This is a genomic window from Negativicutes bacterium, assembly GCA_018052945.1.
Taxonomy (GTDB): Bacteria; Bacillota; Negativicutes; order JAGPMH01; family JAGPMH01; genus JAGPMH01.
Map to the genome: position 1 here is coordinate 1 of JAGPMH010000025.1, position 21,457 is coordinate 21,457.

The following is a 21,457-nucleotide window of genomic DNA, read 5'->3' on the forward strand; positions in this document are numbered from 1 at the left end:
GCACTAACAATATCAGAAGCAATCATACCAATTTTCCCCTCATTGCACGCTACAATATCGCCTGCCAATCCATGAACAAAAACGCCAGCCACTGCTGCCTCAAAACTCCCCAAGCCTTGAGCGATAAAACTTCCAATTATTCCACTAAGGACATCGCCCGCTCCTGCTGTGGCCATCCCTTCATTGGCATTGGTATTGATATATATATCTTCTTGTGGCGATGCCACTATCGTTCTTGGTCCTTTTAAAACTAAAATGCAATTTAAATCTTTAGCTGCTTGTTTACTAAAGAAAATAATATCTTCTTGTATTTCCTCAATAGGGAGTCCAATTAATCTTGAAAACTCACCAAGATGAGGAGTTAATACTGGTTTATATTTTTTATTCTCAAATGATATATTTTGCTCACTAATAGCAACTAATCCATCAGCATCAATCACTAATGGTTTATCAATTTCAGTGATTAACTCTGTTATAATTTTTTGAGTTTCATGTTGGCGCCCTAGACCAGGACCAACAACTACTGCATCAATTTTTTTCTCTAAAATATTGTTTCTTATTTCATCAATACAGTCTTCATTTAAACTACCATTTTCATTTTGTGCTAGTGGCAATATTAGTGCTTCCGTCAGCCTTACTGCCAATTGCTCATTTAAACTCTCGCCAATGCCTACCGTAACCATCCCCGCACCAGCTCTTAATGTTGCCGCAGTGGCCAGTGTAGCAGCGCCAGTCATTCCAAGCGATCCCGCAATTACTAAAACTCTGCCACAACTACCTTTATATGCTTCCACCGCCCTAATTGGCAAAAAATCTTTAATATCATCAATATTAAAAATACTGCTCTTTAAACTTGGCAGTTCTAATAATTTTCTTGGTATGCCAATATCAGCAACAAACAGTTCTCCCACATAACTAGTGCCGGGATATAAGATTAATCCTAATTTGGGCACAGAAAAAGTTACCGTCTTAGTCGCTCTAACTGCCGTAGCTGAAATTTTACCATTATCGGCACTAACACCACTAGGAATATCAATTGAAATTACAACTTTGCCACTATTATTGATTAAATTTATTGTTTTTTCGGCCTCAGCTTTTAAACTGCCATTAAACCCAGTACCAATTAAACCATCAACAATACAATCAGCAAAAGCAATCGCTATTTTCAACTTATCATAATCACGTTCATGTATTAAGGTCGTAATATCAATATTCATTTTTCGCAATATATTTAAATTAACAGTCGCTGATGCTGAAATTTCAGAAATTTCTCCTAAAATAAAAACTTTTATTTTTGCCCCTTGATTAGCCAAATGCCTTGCCACTACAAACGCATCACCACCATTATTTCCTTTACCGGCAAAAATAATAATTTTTTTATTCTCAACTGCAGTAATCTGACATTTTACAATTCTACTAACTTCAACACCGGCATTTTCCATTAAAACCAATTCACTAATGCCATAATCATTGATTGCACTTTGCTCAATTTTTTTTAATTCTTCAGCTGTTATAACTTTCATCTTTTACTCCCCTCCAAACACAACCTGTGCTATCGCATTTTCTTTAGTATGACTTAAGGTTATATAAATACTAGTTATATTTTTTCTTTTCGCCAATTCTGCAAAAAACCCCGTTAAAAAAACCTGCGGACAACCAAGCTCATCATTAATAATCTCAATTTCTCTTAACTTTCCTTCTCTCAGCCCAGTACCAAAGGCTTTTAAAACAGCTTCCTTGCCGGCAAATCTAGCCGCATAAGAGGGCGCTTTTTGAGCTTTTTTTGCTTCGCAATAAGCAATCTCCTTCACCGTAAAAACCCTTGCCAAAAAATTTTCATTCTCTATGGCTTTTTTTATTCTTCCTATTTCAATAATATCAATACCCAAACCTTTTATCACCAAACACACCTCAATAAGAAAGTATTATTTCAAAAGTCGACCTTTCAAAATGAAAGGTCGACTTTAACTACATAATTGATTGTATATTATTTTGCTTAAAGCTACGAGATATCAAAACCTCAACTCGTCGATTTTGCGCTCTACCCTCTTCTGTAGTATTAGCAACAATCGGCTGATACTGACCATACGCAGTTGCACTAAATTTAGCCGGATCAAGGTTAGCTTGTGAAAGAAGATATCTCATAAAGTTAACAGATCTCTTAGAGCTTAAATCCCAGTTAGTCGGAAACTCATAAGTGTTAATCGGTACATTATCACTATGTCCCGAAACAATAACTTTTTGTGATATTCCAACCAAGATTTTAGCGATTTGCGTACCAATTGCCAGTGACTCCGGTAATAAATTAGCACTACCAGAAGGATATAATGCTTTTTCTTTAATTCTTAACAGCAAACCATCTTCTGTTAAGTCTGTTTTTAGTGAATCTTCCAATTTATTTTCAGCGATATATTTATCAATTTTGTTTTTTACATCCATTAATTGCGTTGTTTCTTGTAAATAAGCCTGATCTGATTTCCTAACATCCATCTGTACATCGGGCTGATTAGATTGACTTTGCAATAGTGCCGGTTGCCCTGAATTAAAAGCCATACTAAAAGATTGCGCAATTTGTTCAATTTTCTTTTGGTCAACTTGAGATGAGGCATACAGTACAATAAATAACGCCAACAATAGTGTTAAAATATCAGCATAAGGAATCAGCCAAGCTTCAGAAATATGTTCTTCGTGATGATGCTTCTTTTTCTTTCTAGCCATAGCTTATTCCCCCGACGCTTTATCTTTTTTCAATTTATCGCGTTCACTTTGTGGAATAAATACCATTAACTTAGCTTCGATAGCAATCGGTGAGTCACCGGCTTGCAGAGACAAAATGCCTTCAATAATCATTCTTTTTTCAGTTACTTCAATCTTTGATAACATTTTCAGTTTATTAGCAAATGGCAACCAAATAACATAACCAGTAAAAATACCAAGTAATGTTGCAACGAACGCTGCCGCAATCGAAGCTCCCAATTTATCAATATCAGTCAAATTACCCAAGGCAGCAATAAGTCCCACAACGGCTCCCAAAACCCCTAATGTCGGTGCATAAGTACCACCTTGGATAAATATAGCCGCACCATCGTTATGACGTTGTTCCATCCCTTCAACTTCTGCATCAAGAACATCACTCACAAACTCCGGATCCATACCATCAATAACCATATTCAGACCATTTTTCAAAAACGGATCAGCAATATCAGAAACTTTACTTTCTAAGGCCAGAATCCCTTCACGTCGTGCTGTTTGTGATAATTCTACGAACAATGTCAATAATTCGGCTTTCGGTCTACCATTGGGCATTCTAAATGCTTTTTTAAAAAGCGATGGTAAAATTCTTAATTGTTCCATCGTAAAGCCTGTAAATAAACATGCAAATGTACCACCAATTATTATCAAAAATGCTGCCGGATTAGCCAGTGCTGATAACGGAGCACCTTTAATTACCATCCCTACAAAAATCGAAATAAACCCCATCACAACGCCTATGAGTGTTGACTTTTCCAAAATAACTCCTCCTACTTCTATCAACAAGTTCACTATTATTAATATATTAAAATTTTAGCACTTTAAAATAATCGTTGTCTACAATATAACCATAAAATAGGCATTAAAACCCATCAATTACAGCGTTGCATATTAATTTCTACAAAAGCTTTAGGAATTCCTTTTTTTATTTTGATTTTAGATAAAAAAAAACCCCTGCTAACAGGAGTTATTTTTTGAACTGGTGCCGAGGACCGGAATCGAACCGGTACGGATATCACTATCCGCGGGATTTTAAGTCCCGTGCGTCTGCCAGTTCCGCCACCCCGGCATATTAAATTGGAGGCGACACCCAGATTTGAACTGGGGAATAAAGGTTTTGCAGACCTCTGCCTTACCACTTGGCTATGTCGCCTTATATGGAGCGGAAAACGAGATTCGAACTCGCGACCCTCGCCTTGGCAAGGCGATGCTCTACCACTGAGCTATTTCCGCACTATATCAAAATTAACTGGCGACCCGGAAGGGACTCGAACCCTCGACCTCCGCCGTGACAGGGCGGCATTCTAACCAACTAAACTACCGGGCCATTTTTAATAACACTAGTAATGATACCATAACCATTACTTCATGTCAACTTTATCTTACTTTATTTTCGCATCAGCGACAATTAATATTATACTTACATTTATATTCATAGTCAAGCTATTTTTTAATCATTTTTTAAGTTGAAAAAATGATTAGTTGGACCTACTCCTTTGCCCAAGGAAAAACTATGTTCAATCGCTTTAGTAATATATTCTTTAGCCTTTTCAACAGCTTCAACAACGCATTTTCCTTTAGCTATTTCAGCAGCAATAGCCGAAGAAAAAGTGCACCCTGTTCCATGAGTATTTTTAGTTTCAATCCGCTTATTTTTAAAATAAATCATTTTATCACCATCAAACAAGATATCACAAGGATCTCCCATTAAATGTCCACCTTTTACAACTACATTTTTCGCTCCCATTTTCCAAATTACTGCAGCTGCCTGCTCCATAGTTTTCAGATTAACAACATCAAAACCCACCAATTCTGTTGCTTCATGTAAGTTCGGCGTTACTACCAATGCTTTAGGCAATAATAATTCTTTTAGAGATGCTACCGCATTTTTTTGCAATAAATAACTACCACTTTTTGATATCATCACAGTATCTAACACAACTTTAGTATAATTATAATACTGCAAAGAATTGCTTACAGTTTTAATAATGTCAATATTAGACAGCATTCCTATTTTGACTGCATCGACTGTAATATCTGTAAAAATAGCATCTATTTGTGCTTTTAAAATTTCATCGTCTAACTCCCTAATAGCAGTTACGCCACAAGTATTTTGGGCTGTTATTGCAGTAATTACACTCATACCAAAAACACCCAAAGCCGAAAATGTTTTTAAGTCTGCCTGAATACCAGCACCACCACTACTGTCAGATCCAGCAATCGTTAACGCCGTTTTAATAAAATTATTCATTTTTCTCCTCTATTCTAGCTCTCAATTTTTTTAATTCATCAACAAGATTCTCTTCAATTCTTTCTGCTAATTCACTAACTTCCTTGGCATCAAAAGCGCTTGTCATTTCAGGAGTTTTTCTTATTCTCAGCTCACCGAAAAATTCATCACGAAAAATATTATAATAAATAACTAAATTACTATCATTTGCAAAATCGCTATAATCTAAAATAACATAAGAGCCATTAATTAATTTCAGCGGTTGATTAGGTCTTATATATAGTTTAAAACCATTACTTTCCTCCGGAAATTCAAAGTTAAACTTATGTTGCATAATATTTTTATCGAATAAAATACTATCTATTTTATCCTTTGAAAAAAAAGTTAAATCTCTAATGACATTTTCCAATTTTTCTTTTAATATACGCTCGTATCTTTCAAGGTTAGTGCTGATAAACAAAGTTTCACAATATTCCAGTAAACCGATTTTTAGTTTAACTAAAAATTCTTTTGTCGCATGATCATATACAAAAACAACTTCTTTTTTTAGTTCAAAGTTTTGATAGGCACAAATATAAAATAAATCACCATCTTGTTTCATTAGCAATTTTAGATTGAAACTTAAGATTGTTGTTGGTAATTCTTTAAGATAAGACCATTCAGTAATATTTTTTATTATTTTTTCCATTTTTGCACCTCTACTATAACACTCACAACATTAAAAACTTTTTATGTGAAAAATATTTTATATTATCAACTTTTATAATAATAAAACCAATTTCTATATCAATTGCTTTAAAAATAATATTATCAAGTCTAAATTTATTTTTCCAGTATAAAATATTTATTTTTTTCAAACCACGAATTTTCGATGAATCTTTCGTATTATGATATATCGTAATATCATGCTTTTTCATATTAATTTGCTCTAAAATATTGTTAATAATTACCTGAAACAAATAACTCTCTACCATTTCACCAAAAGATGGGTGATACGGACCTGCCAGCACTGTACTATCGCTTTCTAACTCGGTAGTAGATTGTAAGCCCATCCTAATAATAGAAACATTATTTTCCTCAAATAATATTTTTAAAAACGAACAAACCTGTACTGCTTCGCCTATTGTTAAGGGATTATAACGCTGTTGTTGATATAGTTGTGACAATTTCGTATTTTCAATTACGATCGTTGGGTAAACCCTTACATAGTCAGGGTTTAGTCTTACTATCTTATATCCCGTTTTAATAATCTTAGTAAAATCATCACCCGGCAATCCCGGCATTATTTGCAAAACAAGTTTGAGCGAAGTTTTTCTTATTAAAGTCACAGCATTATAAACATCATTTGAACTATGCCCTCGATTACTAGCTGTTAAAACAGCATCATCTAGCGATTGTACCCCCAATTCAATAGTCTCAACACCTAAACTTATTAAATTCCTCAAAATTTCTATCGTAATACAATCTGGACGCGTTGATACTCTAATACTATTAACTATTTTTTTAGTTACTAAATGATAAGCTGGCATCAACAACGCTGTTTGCTGTTGTATGCTCAAAGCTGTAAAGCTACCTCCATAATATGCAATTTCAATATCGCGCGGTAACTTAATATTTTTTAAATGACTGTCAATAACATTCTCAACATATGTTCTTGTAATTTCTGTGTTTTGACCTGTTATTTTATTCTGGTTACAAAAAACACAATCATGACTACAACCATAGTGAGGAATAAAAATTGGTATTATATATTTTTTCATAGTGCCTCCATATTAAAAAGGATGACTTTCGTCATCCTTTTTTAGGCTTATTTCTGCAAGACCGCTAAGGCCTCTCTCGCTGCTAATTGTGCCGCTTCTTTTTTACTTTTACCATGACCATTTCCCAAAATTTTATCATTAACAAAAACTGCTACATCAAATACTTTATTATGATCCGGCCCCGCTTCGCTAATTATCTCATAGCGAATTTTATTGTCAGCTTGAGCTTGAATTAACTCTTGTAACAATGTTTTATAATCTCTAATATGGTTACCATCTTTAATATTCAGTAAATCATCTTTTAACTGCACCAAGACAAATTGTCGTGCTTGTTCAATGCCACAATCTAAATATATAGCACCAATTAAAGCTTCAAAAGCATCTGCTAAAATTGAAGCACGTTCTTTGCCTCCGGTTGTTAATTCACCTTTACCGAATAATAAATATTCTCCCAATTGAAGATTTAAAGCTTTTTTTGCTAAAGTTGTCTCGCAAACAACCGCTGCTCTAGCTTTTGTTAACTCACCTTCCGGTAAATTGGGGAAAGTGTCAAATAGATATGAACTTATTACCAACTCTAAAACAGCATCGCCTAAAAACTCCAACCGTTCATTATGCAAAACATCTTTTTTCGATTCATTGGCATAAGAGGTATGAGTTAAAGCTTGATTTAGATAGTAAAAATTTTTAACATTAATATTAATAAGCTCCGCAAAAGCTTTTAGCTCATTATATCTATGTTGCATTATCTTATGCTTGGTATTTTTTAAGCAAGATTGTTGCATTATGTCCACCAAAACCGAATGAATTTGATAAAGCTGCTTTAACGACACTTTTACGACTTTTATTCGGCACATAATCTAAGTCTAATTCATCATCAGGCGTTTCATAGTTAATTGTCGGAGGAATAGTATCATTGGCTATTGTTAATGCCGTAGCAATACATTCTATCCCGCCAGCAGCCCCTAATAAATGACCTGTCATTGATTTTATTGAGCTAATCGCAAGGTTCTTTGCATGATCACCAAATAGTGATTTAATTGCTAAAGTCTCGTTTTTATCGTTAAGTGGCGTAGATGTACCGTGAGCATTAATATAGTCAATTTCAGTTACATCTAACCCAGCATCTTTCACTGCTAACCCCATACATTTTGCAGCCATTACGCCTTCTGGAGCTGGCGCTGTAATATGATAAGCGTCAGAATTAGAACCATATCCGGCAACTTCAGCATAAATAGTAGCACCACGAGCAATCGCATGATCTAAACTTTCTAAAATAACAACACCGGCACCTTCACCCATAACAAAGCCATCACGACCTTTATCAAATGGACGGGAAGCTTTTTCTGGATTTTCATTGTTAGTCGACAATGCTTTCATTGCACAAAATCCAGCCACTGGTGCTGGTGAAATACAAGCTTCGGTTCCACCAGCAAGCATTACATCAGCATCACCACGTTGAATAACTTTAAAAGCATCACCTACAGAATTAGTTCCAGTAGCACAAGCCGTTACTACACAACTTGTTGGTCCTTGCAAATTAAAAGTTATTGAAACTTGGCCAGCCGGCATATTCCCAATCATCATTGGAATAAAGAACGGACTAATACGATTTGGACCTTTTTGAAATAATGTTTCATATTGACTATGTAATGTTTCCATTCCGCCAATCCCTGAACCGATAAAAACACCAATTCTTTCACGATTTTCTTTTTCAACATCTAATTTTGCATCTGCAATCGCCATTTTTGCTGCTGCTACTGCAAATTGAGTCGTTCTATCCATTCTTTTTGCTTCTTTTTTATCAATAAATTGTGTTGGATCAAAATCTTTTACTTCTCCAGCAATTTGTGTGGAATATTCAGTTGGATCAAATCTCGTGATTTTACCAACTCCAGATTTACCATTCACTAAATTAGTCCAAAATTCATCTTTACCTATTCCAATAGGGCTTACTGCACCTACACCAGTTATTACTACTCTTTTTTTCAAAATTGTCACCTCTTCGTTAATTTATCGCTTCAACCTCAGCTTGAAGCCTTGCAAAAATTTCTTTTACTGATAATATTTCTTTTATTTTACCAATATATTCTCCGGTAAAAACTAATCCATTTTCCACATCACCTTGTTGCGCTCTAATTAATGCTTTTATTATGCAAAAGTTTTTTTCACAATGTTTCAAGCATGCATCACAAGAATCAACCGGTAATGTACCATTCATAATTTTTTCTGCAAATGGATTGCGTACAGCGCGACCTGGTAATCCCACTGGACTTTTAATAACAACAACATCCTCGGCTTGCGCCTTAACATAAAATTCTTTTAAAGCAGGTGCAGCATTAGATTCTTCACTGGCAGCAAACCTAGTTCCCATTTGCACACCATCTGCCCCCAACTTCATAAGATCTACTATATCTCGACCTGACATAACTCCACCAGCAGCTATAACAGGAATATTGACAGCTTTTTTAATTCCGGAAATTAACGATTTTATTGATTGATCGGTCCCTAAGTGACCGCCAGCTTCCTTTCCTTCAACAATAACCGCAGAAGCTCCTAACATTTCAGATATTTTGGCTAATTTTATCGACGAAACAATTGGTACAATTGGCGTATTAGACTCTTTGCCTAATCCAAACATATCACGAGAAAACCCCGCTCCAGCTACAACTAAATCAATACCTTCACTTATCGCAGTTTTTACTAAATCACTAAACTTTCTTGCCGCAACCATTGCATTAATACCAATAACACCATTGCTAAGGGATTTAGCAAGTCTGATTTCATTTCTTAATTCATTTAAACTCATTCCGGATGCAGCAATAAGTCCAATCCCACCGGAATTAGCAACAGCTGCCGCTAATTTTGCGGTAGAAAGTCTTATCGCCATACCACCTTGAATAATTGGCATTTTTGCAATTTTATCACCAATTTTTAATTCAGGAAGTTTCAAAATAACTCCTCCATTCAAAATAAGACCATTACTTTTAGAAAGTCCCGCAAAAAAATTTTACGGGACTTTCTAAAGTATTATAGACTATTTGTTTTTGTCTATGTAGTCTACAGTATCTTTTACTGTTTTAATTTTTTCAGCGATTTCATCAGGAATTTCAACATTGAATTCTTCCTCAAAAGCCATAATTAATTCAACGATATCAAGAGAATCTGCACCTAGATCATCAATAAAAGTTGAATCGATGTTTACATCATCAGCATCAACACCTAATTGCTCAACCACGATTTCTTTTACTTTATCAAAAGTTGACACCAAATTCACCTCCTTTCAAGAGATAATATTACATTACCATACCACCATCAACATTAATAGTTTGACCGGTAATGTAACTTGATTTATCAGAAACTAAAAACAATACTGCTTCTGCCACATCTTCAGCTTGACCAATTCTACCAAACGGTATTTTGGCTGCGAAGTCTTTTTTTACTTCATCGCTTAAAACGGCAGTCATATCAGTAGATATATAACCTGGAGCAATCGCATTAACATTTATTCCTCGAGATGCGAATTCTTTTGCAACCGATTTAGTAAAACCAATTACTCCAGCTTTAGCAGCAGCATAGTTAGCTTGACCTGCATTTCCAGTTAGACCTACTACTGAAGTCATATTTACAATTTTACCATATCTTTGTTTCATCATAATACGAGAAATAGATTTTGTACAGTTATAAACACCTTTTAAATTAGTGTTCATAACATCATCCCAATCGCTTTCCTTCATACGCATTAACAAGTTATCTCTTGTAATACCGGCATTATTAACTAAAATATCAATACGGCCAAATTGTTCAACAATCATCTTAACCATGTTTTCAACAGCTTCAGCGCTTGCTACATCAGCTTGAATCACAATTGCCTTGCCACTATTTTCCATGATTTCAGTTGCAACTTCTTGAGCCGCATTAGCATTCCCAGCATAATTTATAACCACAGTCGCACCAGCTTTTGCTAGAGCAATTGCAATAGCTTTGCCAATACCACGTGAAGCACCTGTTACCAGTGCAATTTTATTGTCTAAAAGCATTTTAACGAACCTCCTTGAAATAATCAAGGGTTTTTTCCAAACTGACTACATCTTCCACATTCACACTGTTAATTTCTTTATTTATTTTCTTATTAAAGCCGCATAAAACCTTACCTGGGCCAACTTCAACAGCTGTCATTGCATTATATTTAACGATTTCTGCAACGCATTCTTCCCATTTTACCGGGCTAGCAGCTTGCTTGATTAAATTTTCTTTAATGATTTGTGCTTCAGTCATTATTTTGCCATCAACATTTGCCACCACCGGAATATTAGCATTAGAAATTTCAATATTGTTAAGCTCTATTGCTAATTTTTCAGATGCCGGATTCATCAATGAACTATGAAATGGCGCACTAACAGGAAGCATTACTGCTTTTCTAGCCCCAGCTTCTTTTAACTTTTCTACTGCTGTTTCTACGCCAGCAACAGTACCAGCAATAACCACTTGTCCAGGACAGTTGAAATTTACAGCCTGTACTAATGATCCTGAAGCGGTAACACTTTCACAAACTTCTACTATTTTTGAACCTTCTAATCCTAAAATAGCCGCCATACTACCTTGTCCCAATGGAACAGCCTCTTGCATAAATTGTCCGCGTTTTCTAACTAATACCACGGCATCTTCAAATTTCAAAGAACCAGCTGCTACTAATGCAGAGTATTCACCCAAGCTATGACCTGCTACTATTTGCGGTACAAGCCCTTGCTCTTTTAAAATTTCATTGCAAATAGCACTAACTGTTAAAATAGCCGGTTGTGTATTATAAGTTTTTTTCAGTTCATCCTCAGGTCCTTCAAAGCACATTTGCATAATTGAAAAACCAAGAGCCTCATCAGCAGCTTTAAACATTTTTTTTGCTACATCGTATTTCTCATATAATTCTTTACCCATACCGATACTTTGGGATCCTTGTCCCGGAAATAAAAATGCAATTTTATTCATGTTACACTCTCCCTTATTCAAGACTATCTTTCAAGTTATTCATTACTGCCGGAATACCTTGAATAATTTCTTGAATTATCTCTTCTACGGACTGACAAGCATTAATCATCCCTGAAATTTGTCCAATCATCACTGAACCTTTTTCAGTATCACCTTTTCTAGCCGCCAATTGCAGTGTTCCAGCACCTAATTCTTCTAATTCTTCCGCACTTACACCTGATTTTTCTTTTTCTAAATATTCCCGGCTTAATTTATTGGCAATAACACGTACCGGATGACCAGTCGCAACACCTGTAACCACAGTCGAACGGTCTTTTGCTTTTAATACCGCCTGCTTATAGTTTTCATGAGCAATACATTCATTAGCAACAACAAATCTACTACCAATTTGTACGGCTGAAGCTCCTAAGGCAAACGCAGCTACAACCCCACGAGAGTCCGCAATACCACCAGCGGCAATAACCGGAACATCAACCGCATCAACGATTTGTGGTAATAACGCCATTGTTGTTATCTCTCCAATATGTCCGCCACTTTCCATCCCTTCAGCAATAACCGCATCAACACCTGTTCTAACCAATCTTTTTGCTAATGCCACCGAAGCTACAACCGGAATTATTTTAGTACCAATTTCTTTTAATGCCGGTATATATTCACCAGGATTTCCGGCACCAGTTGTTACTACCGGTACTCTTTCTTCAATTACCACTTGCATAACTTCTCTGACAAATGGCGACATCAACATTATATTAACACCAAAGGGCTTATCTGTATTAGCCTTGGTTTTTCTGATTTCTTCACGTAATAAATCTGGCGGCATATGACCTGCACCAATTATTCCAAGACCACCAGCATTCGAAACAGCAGCGGCCAACTCAGCAGTGCCAATCCAAGCCATTCCACCTTGTAAAATAGGATATTTAATATTTAATAACTTGCAAATAATATTTTTATTCTCCATCTATTAAGCCTCCTTAGACCATTTCATTACACAAGCTGCCCATGTTAAGCCGGCACCAAAGCCTACTAAAACAACATTATCGCCTTTTTTGATTTTTTTATTTTCTACAGCTTCCGCTAACGCAATAGGAATTGAAGCGGCTGAAGTATTGCCATATTTTTCAACATTAACAAAAACTTTATCCATACCCAATTTCAATCTTTTTGCCGCTGAATTTATTATTCTAATATTGGCTTGGTGTGGTACTAAACAATCAATTTCTTCTTTGTCAAGTCCTGCATTATCAAGCGCTTTTTGTGCGGCATCACCCATAACTTTTATCGCAAATTTGAAAACTTCATTGCCATTCATATGAATATAATGCATTTTATCCTTCACAGTCTGCTCTGTTGCTGGATTTAAACTACCACCAGCAGGCATACTTAAGACATCACCACCAGAACCATCCGCACCTAGTTCAAAGCCTAAAATTCCACCCTCATCGACTTGTCCTAATACCGCTGCACCGGCACCATCACCAAATAACACACAAGTATTGCGATCTTCCCAATTAATAATTTTAGATAGGGTTTCTGAAGCTACTACTAAAACTTTTTTATATGCACCACTTTTGATAAATTGGGTTGCTACACTTAATCCATAAACAAACCCAGAACATGCTGCTGACAAATCAAAAGCTGCTGCATTAACAGCTTTTAATCTATTTTGAATAATACACGCAGTTGAAGGGAAAAAAGTATCTGGTGTAATCGTTGCCGTAATAATCAAATCAATTTCCTCCGGCTGAACATTTGCATTAGCTAAAGCTTTAAGTGCTGCTTCATAAGCTAAGTCCGAGGTAGCTTGATTATCTGCCGCAAGCCGTCTTTCTTTAATTCCTGTTCTATCTACAATCCATTCATCATTAGTATCAACAATTTTACTTAAATCATCATTAGTTACAATTTTTTCTGGAACATAATATCCGGTACCTATAATACCAACATTTACTTCTTTATTCACTAGCAAATTGCCTCCTTAGCAATATTATCTCTAATATGTTTTATCACTTCATTCTGTACTGATTGACTTGCTACTTTAATAGAATTTTTAATGGCTTTAGCTTTAGAACTTCCATGGCAAATTATAAAACAACCATTAACACCCAATAATAAAGCCCCACCATATTCAGAATGATCAAGTCTTTTACCAAGTTTTCCTAATGCTTTTTTCAAAATCAAAGCCGCTATTTTAACAAAGATATTACTACTTTTAATTTCACTAATTATAAGTTTTTTCAAGGTACTAATTAAACCTTCTGCAAACTTTAAAACAACATTTCCAACAAAGCCGTCACATACTACAACGTCAAAATTACCCTTAGGAACATCCCGACCTTCAGCATTTCCGATAAAATTGATAGTATTTAAAGCTTTAAGCATTTCATAAGTAGTCAAAACTTGTTCATTGCCCTTAGTTTCTTCTTCACCAATGTTAAGTAAACCAACGCGAGGATTACTTATTCCAAAAACATATTCGGCATAAACACTCCCCATTATCCCACTTTGCACAAGATGTTTCGGCTTACTATCAACATTAGCCCCTGAATCCAAAAGTACCGTTACCCCTTTAAGATTAGGAATTGGTGTCGCTATCACTGGTCTTTCAATTCCCCTAACTCTTCCCAAACCAAATAAAGCTGCTGCTACTGCCGCACCAGTACTGCCAGCAGATACGACGGCATCGCAATATCCTTCTTTTACAAGTGCTGTCGCTATAACTAAAGAGGCATTTTTTTTCTTCCGTACCGCAATTACAGGTTGCTCATCCATTTCTATTACTTCATTAGTATGCTTTATCTCAATATCAAGCTTTTCCCATCCTGATATTTCTTTTAATATACTTTTAATTTCATTTTCATTTCCGACCAAAACAACCCCAAGTTTTTCTTCCTTTACAGCATCAACTGCACCTAAAACAATTTCTCGCGGTGCATAGTCTCCACCCATTGCATCAATTGCAATTTTCATATCAGCACCTCTGCTTATTTTATAAAGACACCATAATGAATTTAGCTCGAAAAACCTCTTGAACATCATTACGAGTTTTTACCCAAATAAAATATTTATTACCCCGCTGTCTTATAACTTCTGCTTTCGCTACTAATTTTTCTCCTACATGAATCGGCGTCTTGTATTTGATATTAGCTACACCAGTCACTGCAGCAGGTGCATCAATCACTGCTAAAGCTAATGAATTTGCCTGAGAAAAAACATAATGACCTCTTGCTACTTGTGTTTTTTCAAAAACCATGTCTGGAGTTATTTTAATAATCGAAATCGCAGATTTTCCCAATTGCAAATCAATCAAATCACCAATAATTTCATCACTGGCAATTGATTTTATCTTTGCTTGTGCACTTTCCGCCATTTTTTTAGTGCGTTCTCGCAACTCTGGAATCCCAAGTTCTAACCGATCCAATCTGATCGTCTGAATACTAACATCCAGCATCTTCGCTAGCTCTTCATCAGTTAAAAAAGGGCTTGTCTGCATATTCTTTAATAATAATTGATGTCTCATCGTTTTTTTTATTTTAGCCATTTTTATCACCTATTTTTATAAGTAGGTACTATAACCAGTTACTAAACCCAATTATAACTACTGCCAACTATAATTGCAAGAAAAATAAACACATTTTATTGAAAATAATACCGAATTATTAGTCATATTTTTGAAAAATATAAAAGGTCTTGAAACATTATTTAATGTCTCAAGACCTTTGTTTTATCTAATTAATTAGATAATATTTTTCTTATACTCAGCATACATAACTTTTAATTCTTCAATTCTATCATACATTTCAATTTGTAATGCTGATGCAGTTTCATAATCACCATCATTTAATGCTTCTTCTACTAAGCTGAATAATGATTTTACATCAATAGTATCTTTTGCTAAATATTGACGTAACTCATTAACTTTTGCCCACATGTAGCAGTCATGATCATTTGATCCAACATCATGAACTTTCTTAGCAGCTCTTACAATATTTAAATTTTCAGGGATAATACGGCTAATCAATTCTGTTTTCCAACGAGTTAATGCACCTGCTACAAAGGCATTGATGATTTCTTCACGTAAAGCGCCACTAGCTGTAAAAACATCTTTTTTGTTAGCATATTTTTCAAAAGCAATCATATTTTCCCAAACAGTTGCTGGCGGTCTACCAAATAAACGATCTCTTTCTTCATCTTCGTAATCCTCGAATACATCTTCTTCACTACGATATGCTCTGTCTTTTTCAAGATAAAAGCCTTCTTGCCCTGCTTCTTTAGAAAGCTCAGCTAATAATTCAGTAGTTGATTTACCAGATGTAACCGCAGCTTTAATACCATCAAATGCTGCTAAATAAATTGCTGCAAGAGCAATGTAAGTATTAGTATATGGATTGCATGCACGAACTTCAAATCTAGTAGCATATGGATTTTCTACATCACGTACAAGACCAGCTAAAATTGTACGATTACGAGAAGGAGTTTCTGGAACATGACCTAATGATGTAACAATACAAACCGGTGCTTCAAACCCTGGTTTTAAACGGTTTAAAGAATCATTTGTCGCTGAAATAAATGGATTTACTACTTCATAATTTTTAAGAATACCCATAATTGTACCGTAACCGATAGCACTTAAGAAGTCTTCAGTCATTACAGTTGGTGAGAACAAGTTAACAGTTTTACCTGATTTTAAAACAGCTGCCATCCCAACATGAGTATGCTCACCATTACCAGCAAGCCCAATCATCGGTTTTGCTTTGAAGTTAACTTCTAAGCCATTAGCACGGAAAATTTCTTTTACTAAAATACGAGCTAATAATTCATTATCAGCAGCTTGCATTGCATCAGCAAAACGCCAGTCAATTTCAATTTGCTCACAAACATGAGTTAAGTTACCTGATTCATCAATATGTGCTTTTAGTCCACCAACTTCTTTATGACCCATCTCAGCATGTAAACCATAAGCATCAAGCATTAAAATTGCTTGTTCAGTCGCAGTACGAACAGCACCACGTGTACGTTGCCAATATTGTTCTTGCATAACTTGAGATGCAGACATTTCTGCAATTTCAGCTTGTACTAGTGGAGTTTTAACCCAAAATTCTAATTCTGTTGCTGAAGTAAATACGATATTTTCTACTTCATTGCCATCAACATGTTCTAAGCCAGCAATTTTCGGATATTTTTTAAATAATCCTAATAGTTCAGTTTTTACATAATTTAAGCTTTCCGCTAAAACTGCACGAGAATCAACTTTTTTACCTTCATGAACTAAGAAACCAGGAATTCTTAACGTTCCAACTGGTTTACCAGTTTCTTCATCATAATGCTCAAAGTTATAATCAACATACCAGTTTACACTTGGGTCAGCCGGCATATCAACTTTGGCATTATTAAGCGTTGCAATACCAGTTAACACAACGGAAGAACCATCTGTTTGTACTGCACCACCATGATAAAAACCTTCAATATCTTTAATAAAAACGCCCACAGGAATTTTTTCATCAGTATCATTACCAGCTAAATCGATACCTACGACAGATACAAATTTAATTTCCGGATGTTTTTGCAACATTGCAATTAATTCTTCTTTTGCTGTACCGGCAGGAATTACACATAATAAATCTTTCATCATAACAAAACCCACTCCTAAATTTTAGTTTATTTTTACATTTTTTTACATTTAGCAAAGTATAAAACGCCAATTAGAATGATAAAATTATATCAAAACTAATTGGCGCCATTGCCTAAAATATTTACCTAACTTACTACATTTTTGATTATAGCATATTTATAAACTTTGTCTACATTTTTTTTAAATTTTTTATTAACTTCTTAATTTTGCAGCAAAAGTTTTTTCTAAACTCTTTACAATGTTCTCATAAGCTTCATCAATCTCAATATCAGTCAATGTTTTTTCTGCTGACTGAAAACTCAAGGCAAATGCTAAACTTTTTTGTCCAGCTGAAACTTGCTCCCCTTTATAGACATCAAACAATTTAACTTCCTTCAACAAAGCTCCACCATTATCTATTATCGTGGCTTCTACCGCACCTGCCTCAACTTCATCATTTATTGTAATTGCTAAATCACGAGAACTAGCTGGATATTTTGGTAACGATTGATATTGACAAATTTCTTGAGAAGCTTCTTCTAATAATTTTAAATCAATATCAAAAATATATGTTTTTCGACTAATACCAAACTTTTCTAAAACTTCCGGATGAACTTCGCCTATTACCGCAAGGCAATTATTATTTTTAGTAAACTTAGCAGTTTTACCAGGATGCATTGCATAATGTTCGCCGGCTTCAACTATATAATCAACAATACCAAGCTTACTAAATAAAACTTCCGTAATTCCTTTAAGATCATAAAAATCAACATTATCTTTACCTTGGCTCCACGATAGCTGATTTCTTCGTCCTGTTATCGCTCCCGCTAACATAAACTGTTCATACGGTAATTTTGTTAATGGAATTTCTTCCGGATAAAAAACCGACCCAATTTCAAAAATTTGAATATTATCATTGCGTCTATCCAAATTTTTCGCGATGTTTTCTAAAATACTGCTAACAACCGTAGTTCTTAATAACGGGAATTCATCCGTTATCGGATTTAAAATCGGCACTGCCCTTCTTAACTGACTATCTAGCGAAAGGTTAAGTTTATCAAAAGTGTTTTGATGCGTGAAGCTAAAAGATATTATCTCACTTAGACCAGTACCCACCAAAATATTTTTCACTTTATCAATAAAGTTTTGGTGTTTAGTCTGTGTACCACGGAACATATTGCCATATGGTAAGGTTGACTTAATATTATTAAATCCATATATTCTAGCAATTTCTTCGGTAATATCAGCTTTACAGGTTACATCAAACCGCCATGATGGGACAGTTATCAATAATGTTTGATCGACCTTAACTTTAAATTCTAGTTTTTCTAAAATATTAACAATCTCATTCTCTGTAATGTTCGATCCTAAATAATCATTAATTTCAGCTGTTGTAACTGAAATTTCAGTCACGCCAATTGGCTCAGGATAAACATCAATAACGCCACTGCAAGGCACTCCGGCGTTAAGTTGTTGAATTAAATGTGCTGCTCGATCCAAAACCTTATCAATATTTACAATATCAACACCACGTTCAAATCTGCCGGATGCTTCTGAGCGCAAGCCAAAAGCTCTAGAGGTTCTTCTGACACTCACCCCCTGAAAAGTTGCCGCTTCTAATACAATCGTTTTAGTATTTGCTGTAACTTCGGTTGCTAAACCGCCCATAATCCCAGCAACACCAACTGGACCAGATATATCAGCAATAACAATCATTTCTTCTGTTAGGTTTCTTTCAACATCATCAAGCGTTGTAATTTTTTCATTAGGGTTTGCCTTAGTGGCAATTAAAGTTTTTCCTTTAATAGTATCGTAATCATATGCATGTAAGGGTTGTCCTAACTCTAACATTACAAAGTTTGTTATATCAACAATATTATTTATCGACCTTATTCCAGCCGCTTCTAACCTTTGCTTCATCCAATTTGGTGATGCTTCAATTTTTATATTTTCAAAAACCCTTGCCGCAAAACGTTTACAAACACTAGTATCAGCAATCTCTATTTTAATGAAATCGGTTGCGTTTTTACCACTTTCACTAACGGAAATTTCAGGTTTTTTAAACTCTTTACCTGTCAACACAGCAATTTCACGAACTAACCCCATCACACTAAAGCAATCTGCTCTATTGGCTGTTAATTCAAATTCTAAAATAACATCATCCAGACCTAATATAGTCTTAACATCAACACCAAGTTCAGTTTCTGGTGGCAATAAAAAAATACCTTCACAAACTTCAGGCTCTAGCATTTTTTTATCTAAGTCAAGTTCTTCAACCGAACAAAGCATTCCACTTGACTCAACCCCACGCAATTTGCTTTTTGTTATTTTTATGCCACCAGGCAATTTCGCTCCAACTAATGCTACCGGTACAATATCGTTTTCCTTAACATTAGTTGCTCCAGTCACTATTGTTAAAATTTCTTTACCAACATCAATTTGACAAACAGACAATCTATCAGCATTAGGATGTTTATCAATTTTTAAAATTTTTCCGCTTACAACATTATCAACATTTTGTCCTAATGTCGTTATATTTTCAACCGGCACTCCTGCCATCGTAAGCTTTTCAGCAAGTTCTTCCGGTGTTTCTGTAAAATCAATATAATCTTTCAACCATTTAATTGATACTTGCATAACCAAACTCCTTTTTTCTCAAAGATTAAAACTGACGTAAAAATCTCATATCATTTTCATAAAATAATCTTAAATCATCAATACCATATAGTAACATTGCAATCCGTTCTACGCCCATGCCAAAAGCAAAACCACTAACTTTATTAGGATCATAATTACTCATTTCCAAAACCTTAGGATGAACCATTCCCGATCCTAAAATTTCCAACCATCCTGTGCCTTTACAAACTCTACATCCTGATCCTTTACAAATTACACAAGAAATATCTACTTCTGCACTCGGCTCTGTAAAAGGGAAAAAGCTCGGTCTAAATCTAACTCCAACATTAGGATTGAAAATTTCATGAATAAATAATTCAAGCATTCCTTTTAAATCTGAAAACTTAATATTCTGATCAATAACTAAACCTTCTACTTGGGTAAACATCGGCGAGTGCGTTGCATCATAATCACGACGGTAAACCTTTCCCGGTGCAATAATTCTTATCGGAGCATTAGGTTCACTTGCTTGCATAGTTCTTGCTTGAACTGGGGATGTATGAGTCCGCAATAAAAACTCTTCTGTAATATAAAAAGAATCTTGCATATCTCTAGCTGGATGATCTTTAGGTAAGTTTAAAGCTTCAAAGTTATAATGATCTTGCTCTACCTCTGGACCTTCTGCCACACTAAAGCCCATTTGCATGAAAATTTCTTTAATGCGATTTAAGGTTAAAGTTAACGGATGCAAATGACCAATATTATTAATACGACCCGCTAAGGTAACATCAATTTTTTCCGCTTGTAGTTTTTTAGCTAATTCTTGTTTCTTTAGTACATCAATTTTTACTGTTAAAACTTCTTCAATTTCAGCTCGAACTTCATTTACCAATTGCCCAACTAATGGTCTTTCTTCAGGACTTAACGCTCCTAGACCTCTTAAGATAGTGGTAATTTCACCTTTTTTACCTAGATATTTAACTCTCAAATCATTTAACATGTCGACAGCTGTTGCATTATTTAAAGCCTCAATCGCTTCACTTTTTAATGCCTGTAACTTTTGTTGCATAACAAAACCTCCAAGAAATAATTTATAAAAAAAATAGACTTCCACCCATGAAAGGGGCGAAAATCCATTTCGCGGTACCACCCTAATTGATACTCCTACTCTTTAACGCAGCTAACGTCTCGCCTAATATTATTTCAACAAGAAACTCCGGAGTGAACTTCAATTAGTTTTTTTTGTTTCGCTTCCAATCAAGGCAAAACATCCCTGTGAAAAAATACTAACCTACTTTCTCCATCATCATCAAAAACCGTATGAAATTTTACAATATAACTAAAAAACATTTTATCATATTGATTTACAAGTATCAAGTAATACAATTTCTTTGACGAAAAACTTCATACATAATTATCCCAGCCGCAACTCCAACATTCAAAGATTCTCCTGCTCCAATCATTGGAATGTAAATTTTCTTTTTTATTTTCTGTGACAATTCC

At 35.0% G+C, this 21,457-nt stretch carries 20 protein-coding genes, 4 tRNA genes and 1 other annotated feature; all 24 genes read right to left on the bottom strand.

Annotation, left to right across the window (positions count from 1 at the left end; translation table 11 throughout):
• Positions 1 to 1,523 (bottom strand): NAD(P)H-hydrate dehydratase (locus KBI38_05190; protein ID MBP8629458.1); only part of this gene is annotated, 1,523 nt, incomplete at its 3' end.
• A 3-nt stretch (positions 1,524 to 1,526) separates the two neighbouring features.
• Positions 1,527 to 1,901: a holo-ACP synthase gene (acpS, locus tag KBI38_05195; protein ID MBP8629459.1), complete on the bottom strand. Its 375-nt coding sequence runs from the start codon at positions 1,899 to 1,901 to the stop codon at positions 1,527 to 1,529.
• 67 nt (positions 1,902 to 1,968) lie between these two features.
• Positions 1,969 to 2,718 carry an OmpA family protein gene (locus KBI38_05200; GenBank protein MBP8629460.1) on the bottom strand — a complete coding sequence of 250 codons (750 nt, stop codon included), beginning with the start codon at positions 2,716 to 2,718 and terminating at the stop codon, positions 1,969 to 1,971.
• A 3-nt stretch (positions 2,719 to 2,721) separates the two neighbouring features.
• Positions 2,722 to 3,510, bottom strand: a complete 789-nt coding sequence (gene motA / locus KBI38_05205; GenBank protein MBP8629461.1) for a flagellar motor stator protein MotA — start codon at positions 3,508 to 3,510, stop codon at positions 2,722 to 2,724.
• A 221-nt stretch (positions 3,511 to 3,731) separates the two neighbouring features.
• Positions 3,732 to 3,820, bottom strand: a tRNA-Leu gene (locus tag KBI38_05210).
• Positions 3,821 to 3,829: 9 nt separating this feature from the next.
• Positions 3,830 to 3,904 (bottom strand) — tRNA-Cys (locus KBI38_05215).
• A gap of 5 nt (positions 3,905 to 3,909) precedes the next feature.
• A tRNA-Gly gene (locus KBI38_05220) sits at positions 3,910 to 3,984 on the bottom strand.
• A gap of 17 nt (positions 3,985 to 4,001) precedes the next feature.
• Positions 4,002 to 4,078: transfer RNA gene (locus KBI38_05225), tRNA-Asp, on the bottom strand.
• A 123-nt stretch (positions 4,079 to 4,201) separates the two neighbouring features.
• Positions 4,202 to 4,990, bottom strand: a complete 789-nt coding sequence (gene thiD / locus KBI38_05230) for a bifunctional hydroxymethylpyrimidine kinase/phosphomethylpyrimidine kinase (protein MBP8629462.1) — start codon at positions 4,988 to 4,990, stop codon at positions 4,202 to 4,204.
• A gap of 4 nt (positions 4,991 to 4,994) precedes the next feature.
• Entirely contained in the window at positions 4,995 to 5,669 is a 675-nt protein-coding gene (locus KBI38_05235) for a hypothetical protein (protein ID MBP8629463.1), read from the bottom strand.
• 22 nt (positions 5,670 to 5,691) lie between these two features.
• Entirely contained in the window at positions 5,692 to 6,741 is a 1,050-nt protein-coding gene (locus KBI38_05240; protein MBP8629464.1) for a radical SAM protein, read from the bottom strand.
• Positions 6,742 to 6,788: 47 nt separating this feature from the next.
• Complete coding sequence (locus KBI38_05245; protein ID MBP8629465.1) at positions 6,789 to 7,487, bottom strand: ribonuclease III; 699 nt, start codon at positions 7,485 to 7,487, stop codon at positions 6,789 to 6,791.
• A 4-nt stretch (positions 7,488 to 7,491) separates the two neighbouring features.
• Positions 7,492 to 8,733: a beta-ketoacyl-ACP synthase II gene (gene fabF, locus KBI38_05250; GenBank protein MBP8629466.1), complete on the bottom strand. Its 1,242-nt coding sequence runs from the start codon at positions 8,731 to 8,733 to the stop codon at positions 7,492 to 7,494.
• 16 nt (positions 8,734 to 8,749) lie between these two features.
• Positions 8,750 to 9,694, bottom strand: a complete 945-nt coding sequence (locus KBI38_05255) for a nitronate monooxygenase (protein ID MBP8629467.1) — start codon at positions 9,692 to 9,694, stop codon at positions 8,750 to 8,752.
• Between the two features lie 84 nt (positions 9,695 to 9,778).
• Positions 9,779 to 10,009, bottom strand: coding sequence for an acyl carrier protein (locus KBI38_05260; protein MBP8629468.1), 231 nt, complete (start codon positions 10,007 to 10,009; stop codon positions 9,779 to 9,781).
• Positions 10,010 to 10,037: 28 nt separating this feature from the next.
• A complete protein-coding gene (fabG, locus tag KBI38_05265; protein ID MBP8629469.1) occupies positions 10,038 to 10,781 on the bottom strand; it encodes a 3-oxoacyl-[acyl-carrier-protein] reductase in 744 nt (247 codons plus the stop codon).
• Position 10,782: 1 nt separating this feature from the next.
• Positions 10,783 to 11,727, bottom strand: coding sequence for an ACP S-malonyltransferase (fabD, locus tag KBI38_05270; GenBank protein ID MBP8629470.1), 945 nt, complete (start codon positions 11,725 to 11,727; stop codon positions 10,783 to 10,785).
• Between the two features lie 13 nt (positions 11,728 to 11,740).
• On the bottom strand, positions 11,741 to 12,688 hold the full coding sequence (fabK, locus tag KBI38_05275) for an enoyl-[acyl-carrier-protein] reductase FabK (GenBank protein ID MBP8629471.1): 948 nt from the start codon (positions 12,686 to 12,688) through the stop codon (positions 11,741 to 11,743).
• Positions 12,689 to 12,691: 3 nt separating this feature from the next.
• Complete coding sequence (locus KBI38_05280) at positions 12,692 to 13,690, bottom strand: ketoacyl-ACP synthase III (GenBank protein ID MBP8629472.1); 999 nt, start codon at positions 13,688 to 13,690, stop codon at positions 12,692 to 12,694.
• Positions 13,690 to 14,697, bottom strand: a complete 1,008-nt coding sequence (gene plsX, locus KBI38_05285; GenBank protein ID MBP8629473.1) for a phosphate acyltransferase PlsX — start codon at positions 14,695 to 14,697, stop codon at positions 13,690 to 13,692. The genes KBI38_05280 and plsX overlap by 1 nt, the downstream gene beginning before the upstream one ends.
• A gap of 19 nt (positions 14,698 to 14,716) precedes the next feature.
• Positions 14,717 to 15,268 (bottom strand): transcription factor FapR, encoded by a 552-nt coding sequence (gene fapR, locus KBI38_05290; protein ID MBP8629474.1) that lies wholly within the window; start codon positions 15,266 to 15,268, stop codon positions 14,717 to 14,719.
• Between the two features lie 195 nt (positions 15,269 to 15,463).
• Positions 15,464 to 17,359, bottom strand: a complete 1,896-nt coding sequence (locus tag KBI38_05295; GenBank protein MBP8629475.1) for a glutamine synthetase — start codon at positions 17,357 to 17,359, stop codon at positions 15,464 to 15,466.
• A gap of 192 nt (positions 17,360 to 17,551) precedes the next feature.
• Positions 17,552 to 19,975 (bottom strand): phenylalanine--tRNA ligase subunit beta, encoded by a 2,424-nt coding sequence (locus KBI38_05300; GenBank protein MBP8629476.1) that lies wholly within the window; start codon positions 19,973 to 19,975, stop codon positions 17,552 to 17,554.
• 25 nt (positions 19,976 to 20,000) lie between these two features.
• Positions 20,001 to 21,023, bottom strand: coding sequence for a phenylalanine--tRNA ligase subunit alpha (gene pheS, locus KBI38_05305; GenBank protein ID MBP8629477.1), 1,023 nt, complete (start codon positions 21,021 to 21,023; stop codon positions 20,001 to 20,003).
• A 49-nt stretch (positions 21,024 to 21,072) separates the two neighbouring features.
• Positions 21,073 to 21,270 (bottom strand) — a binding site (T-box leader).
• Positions 21,271 to 21,457: the final 187 nt, after the last annotated feature.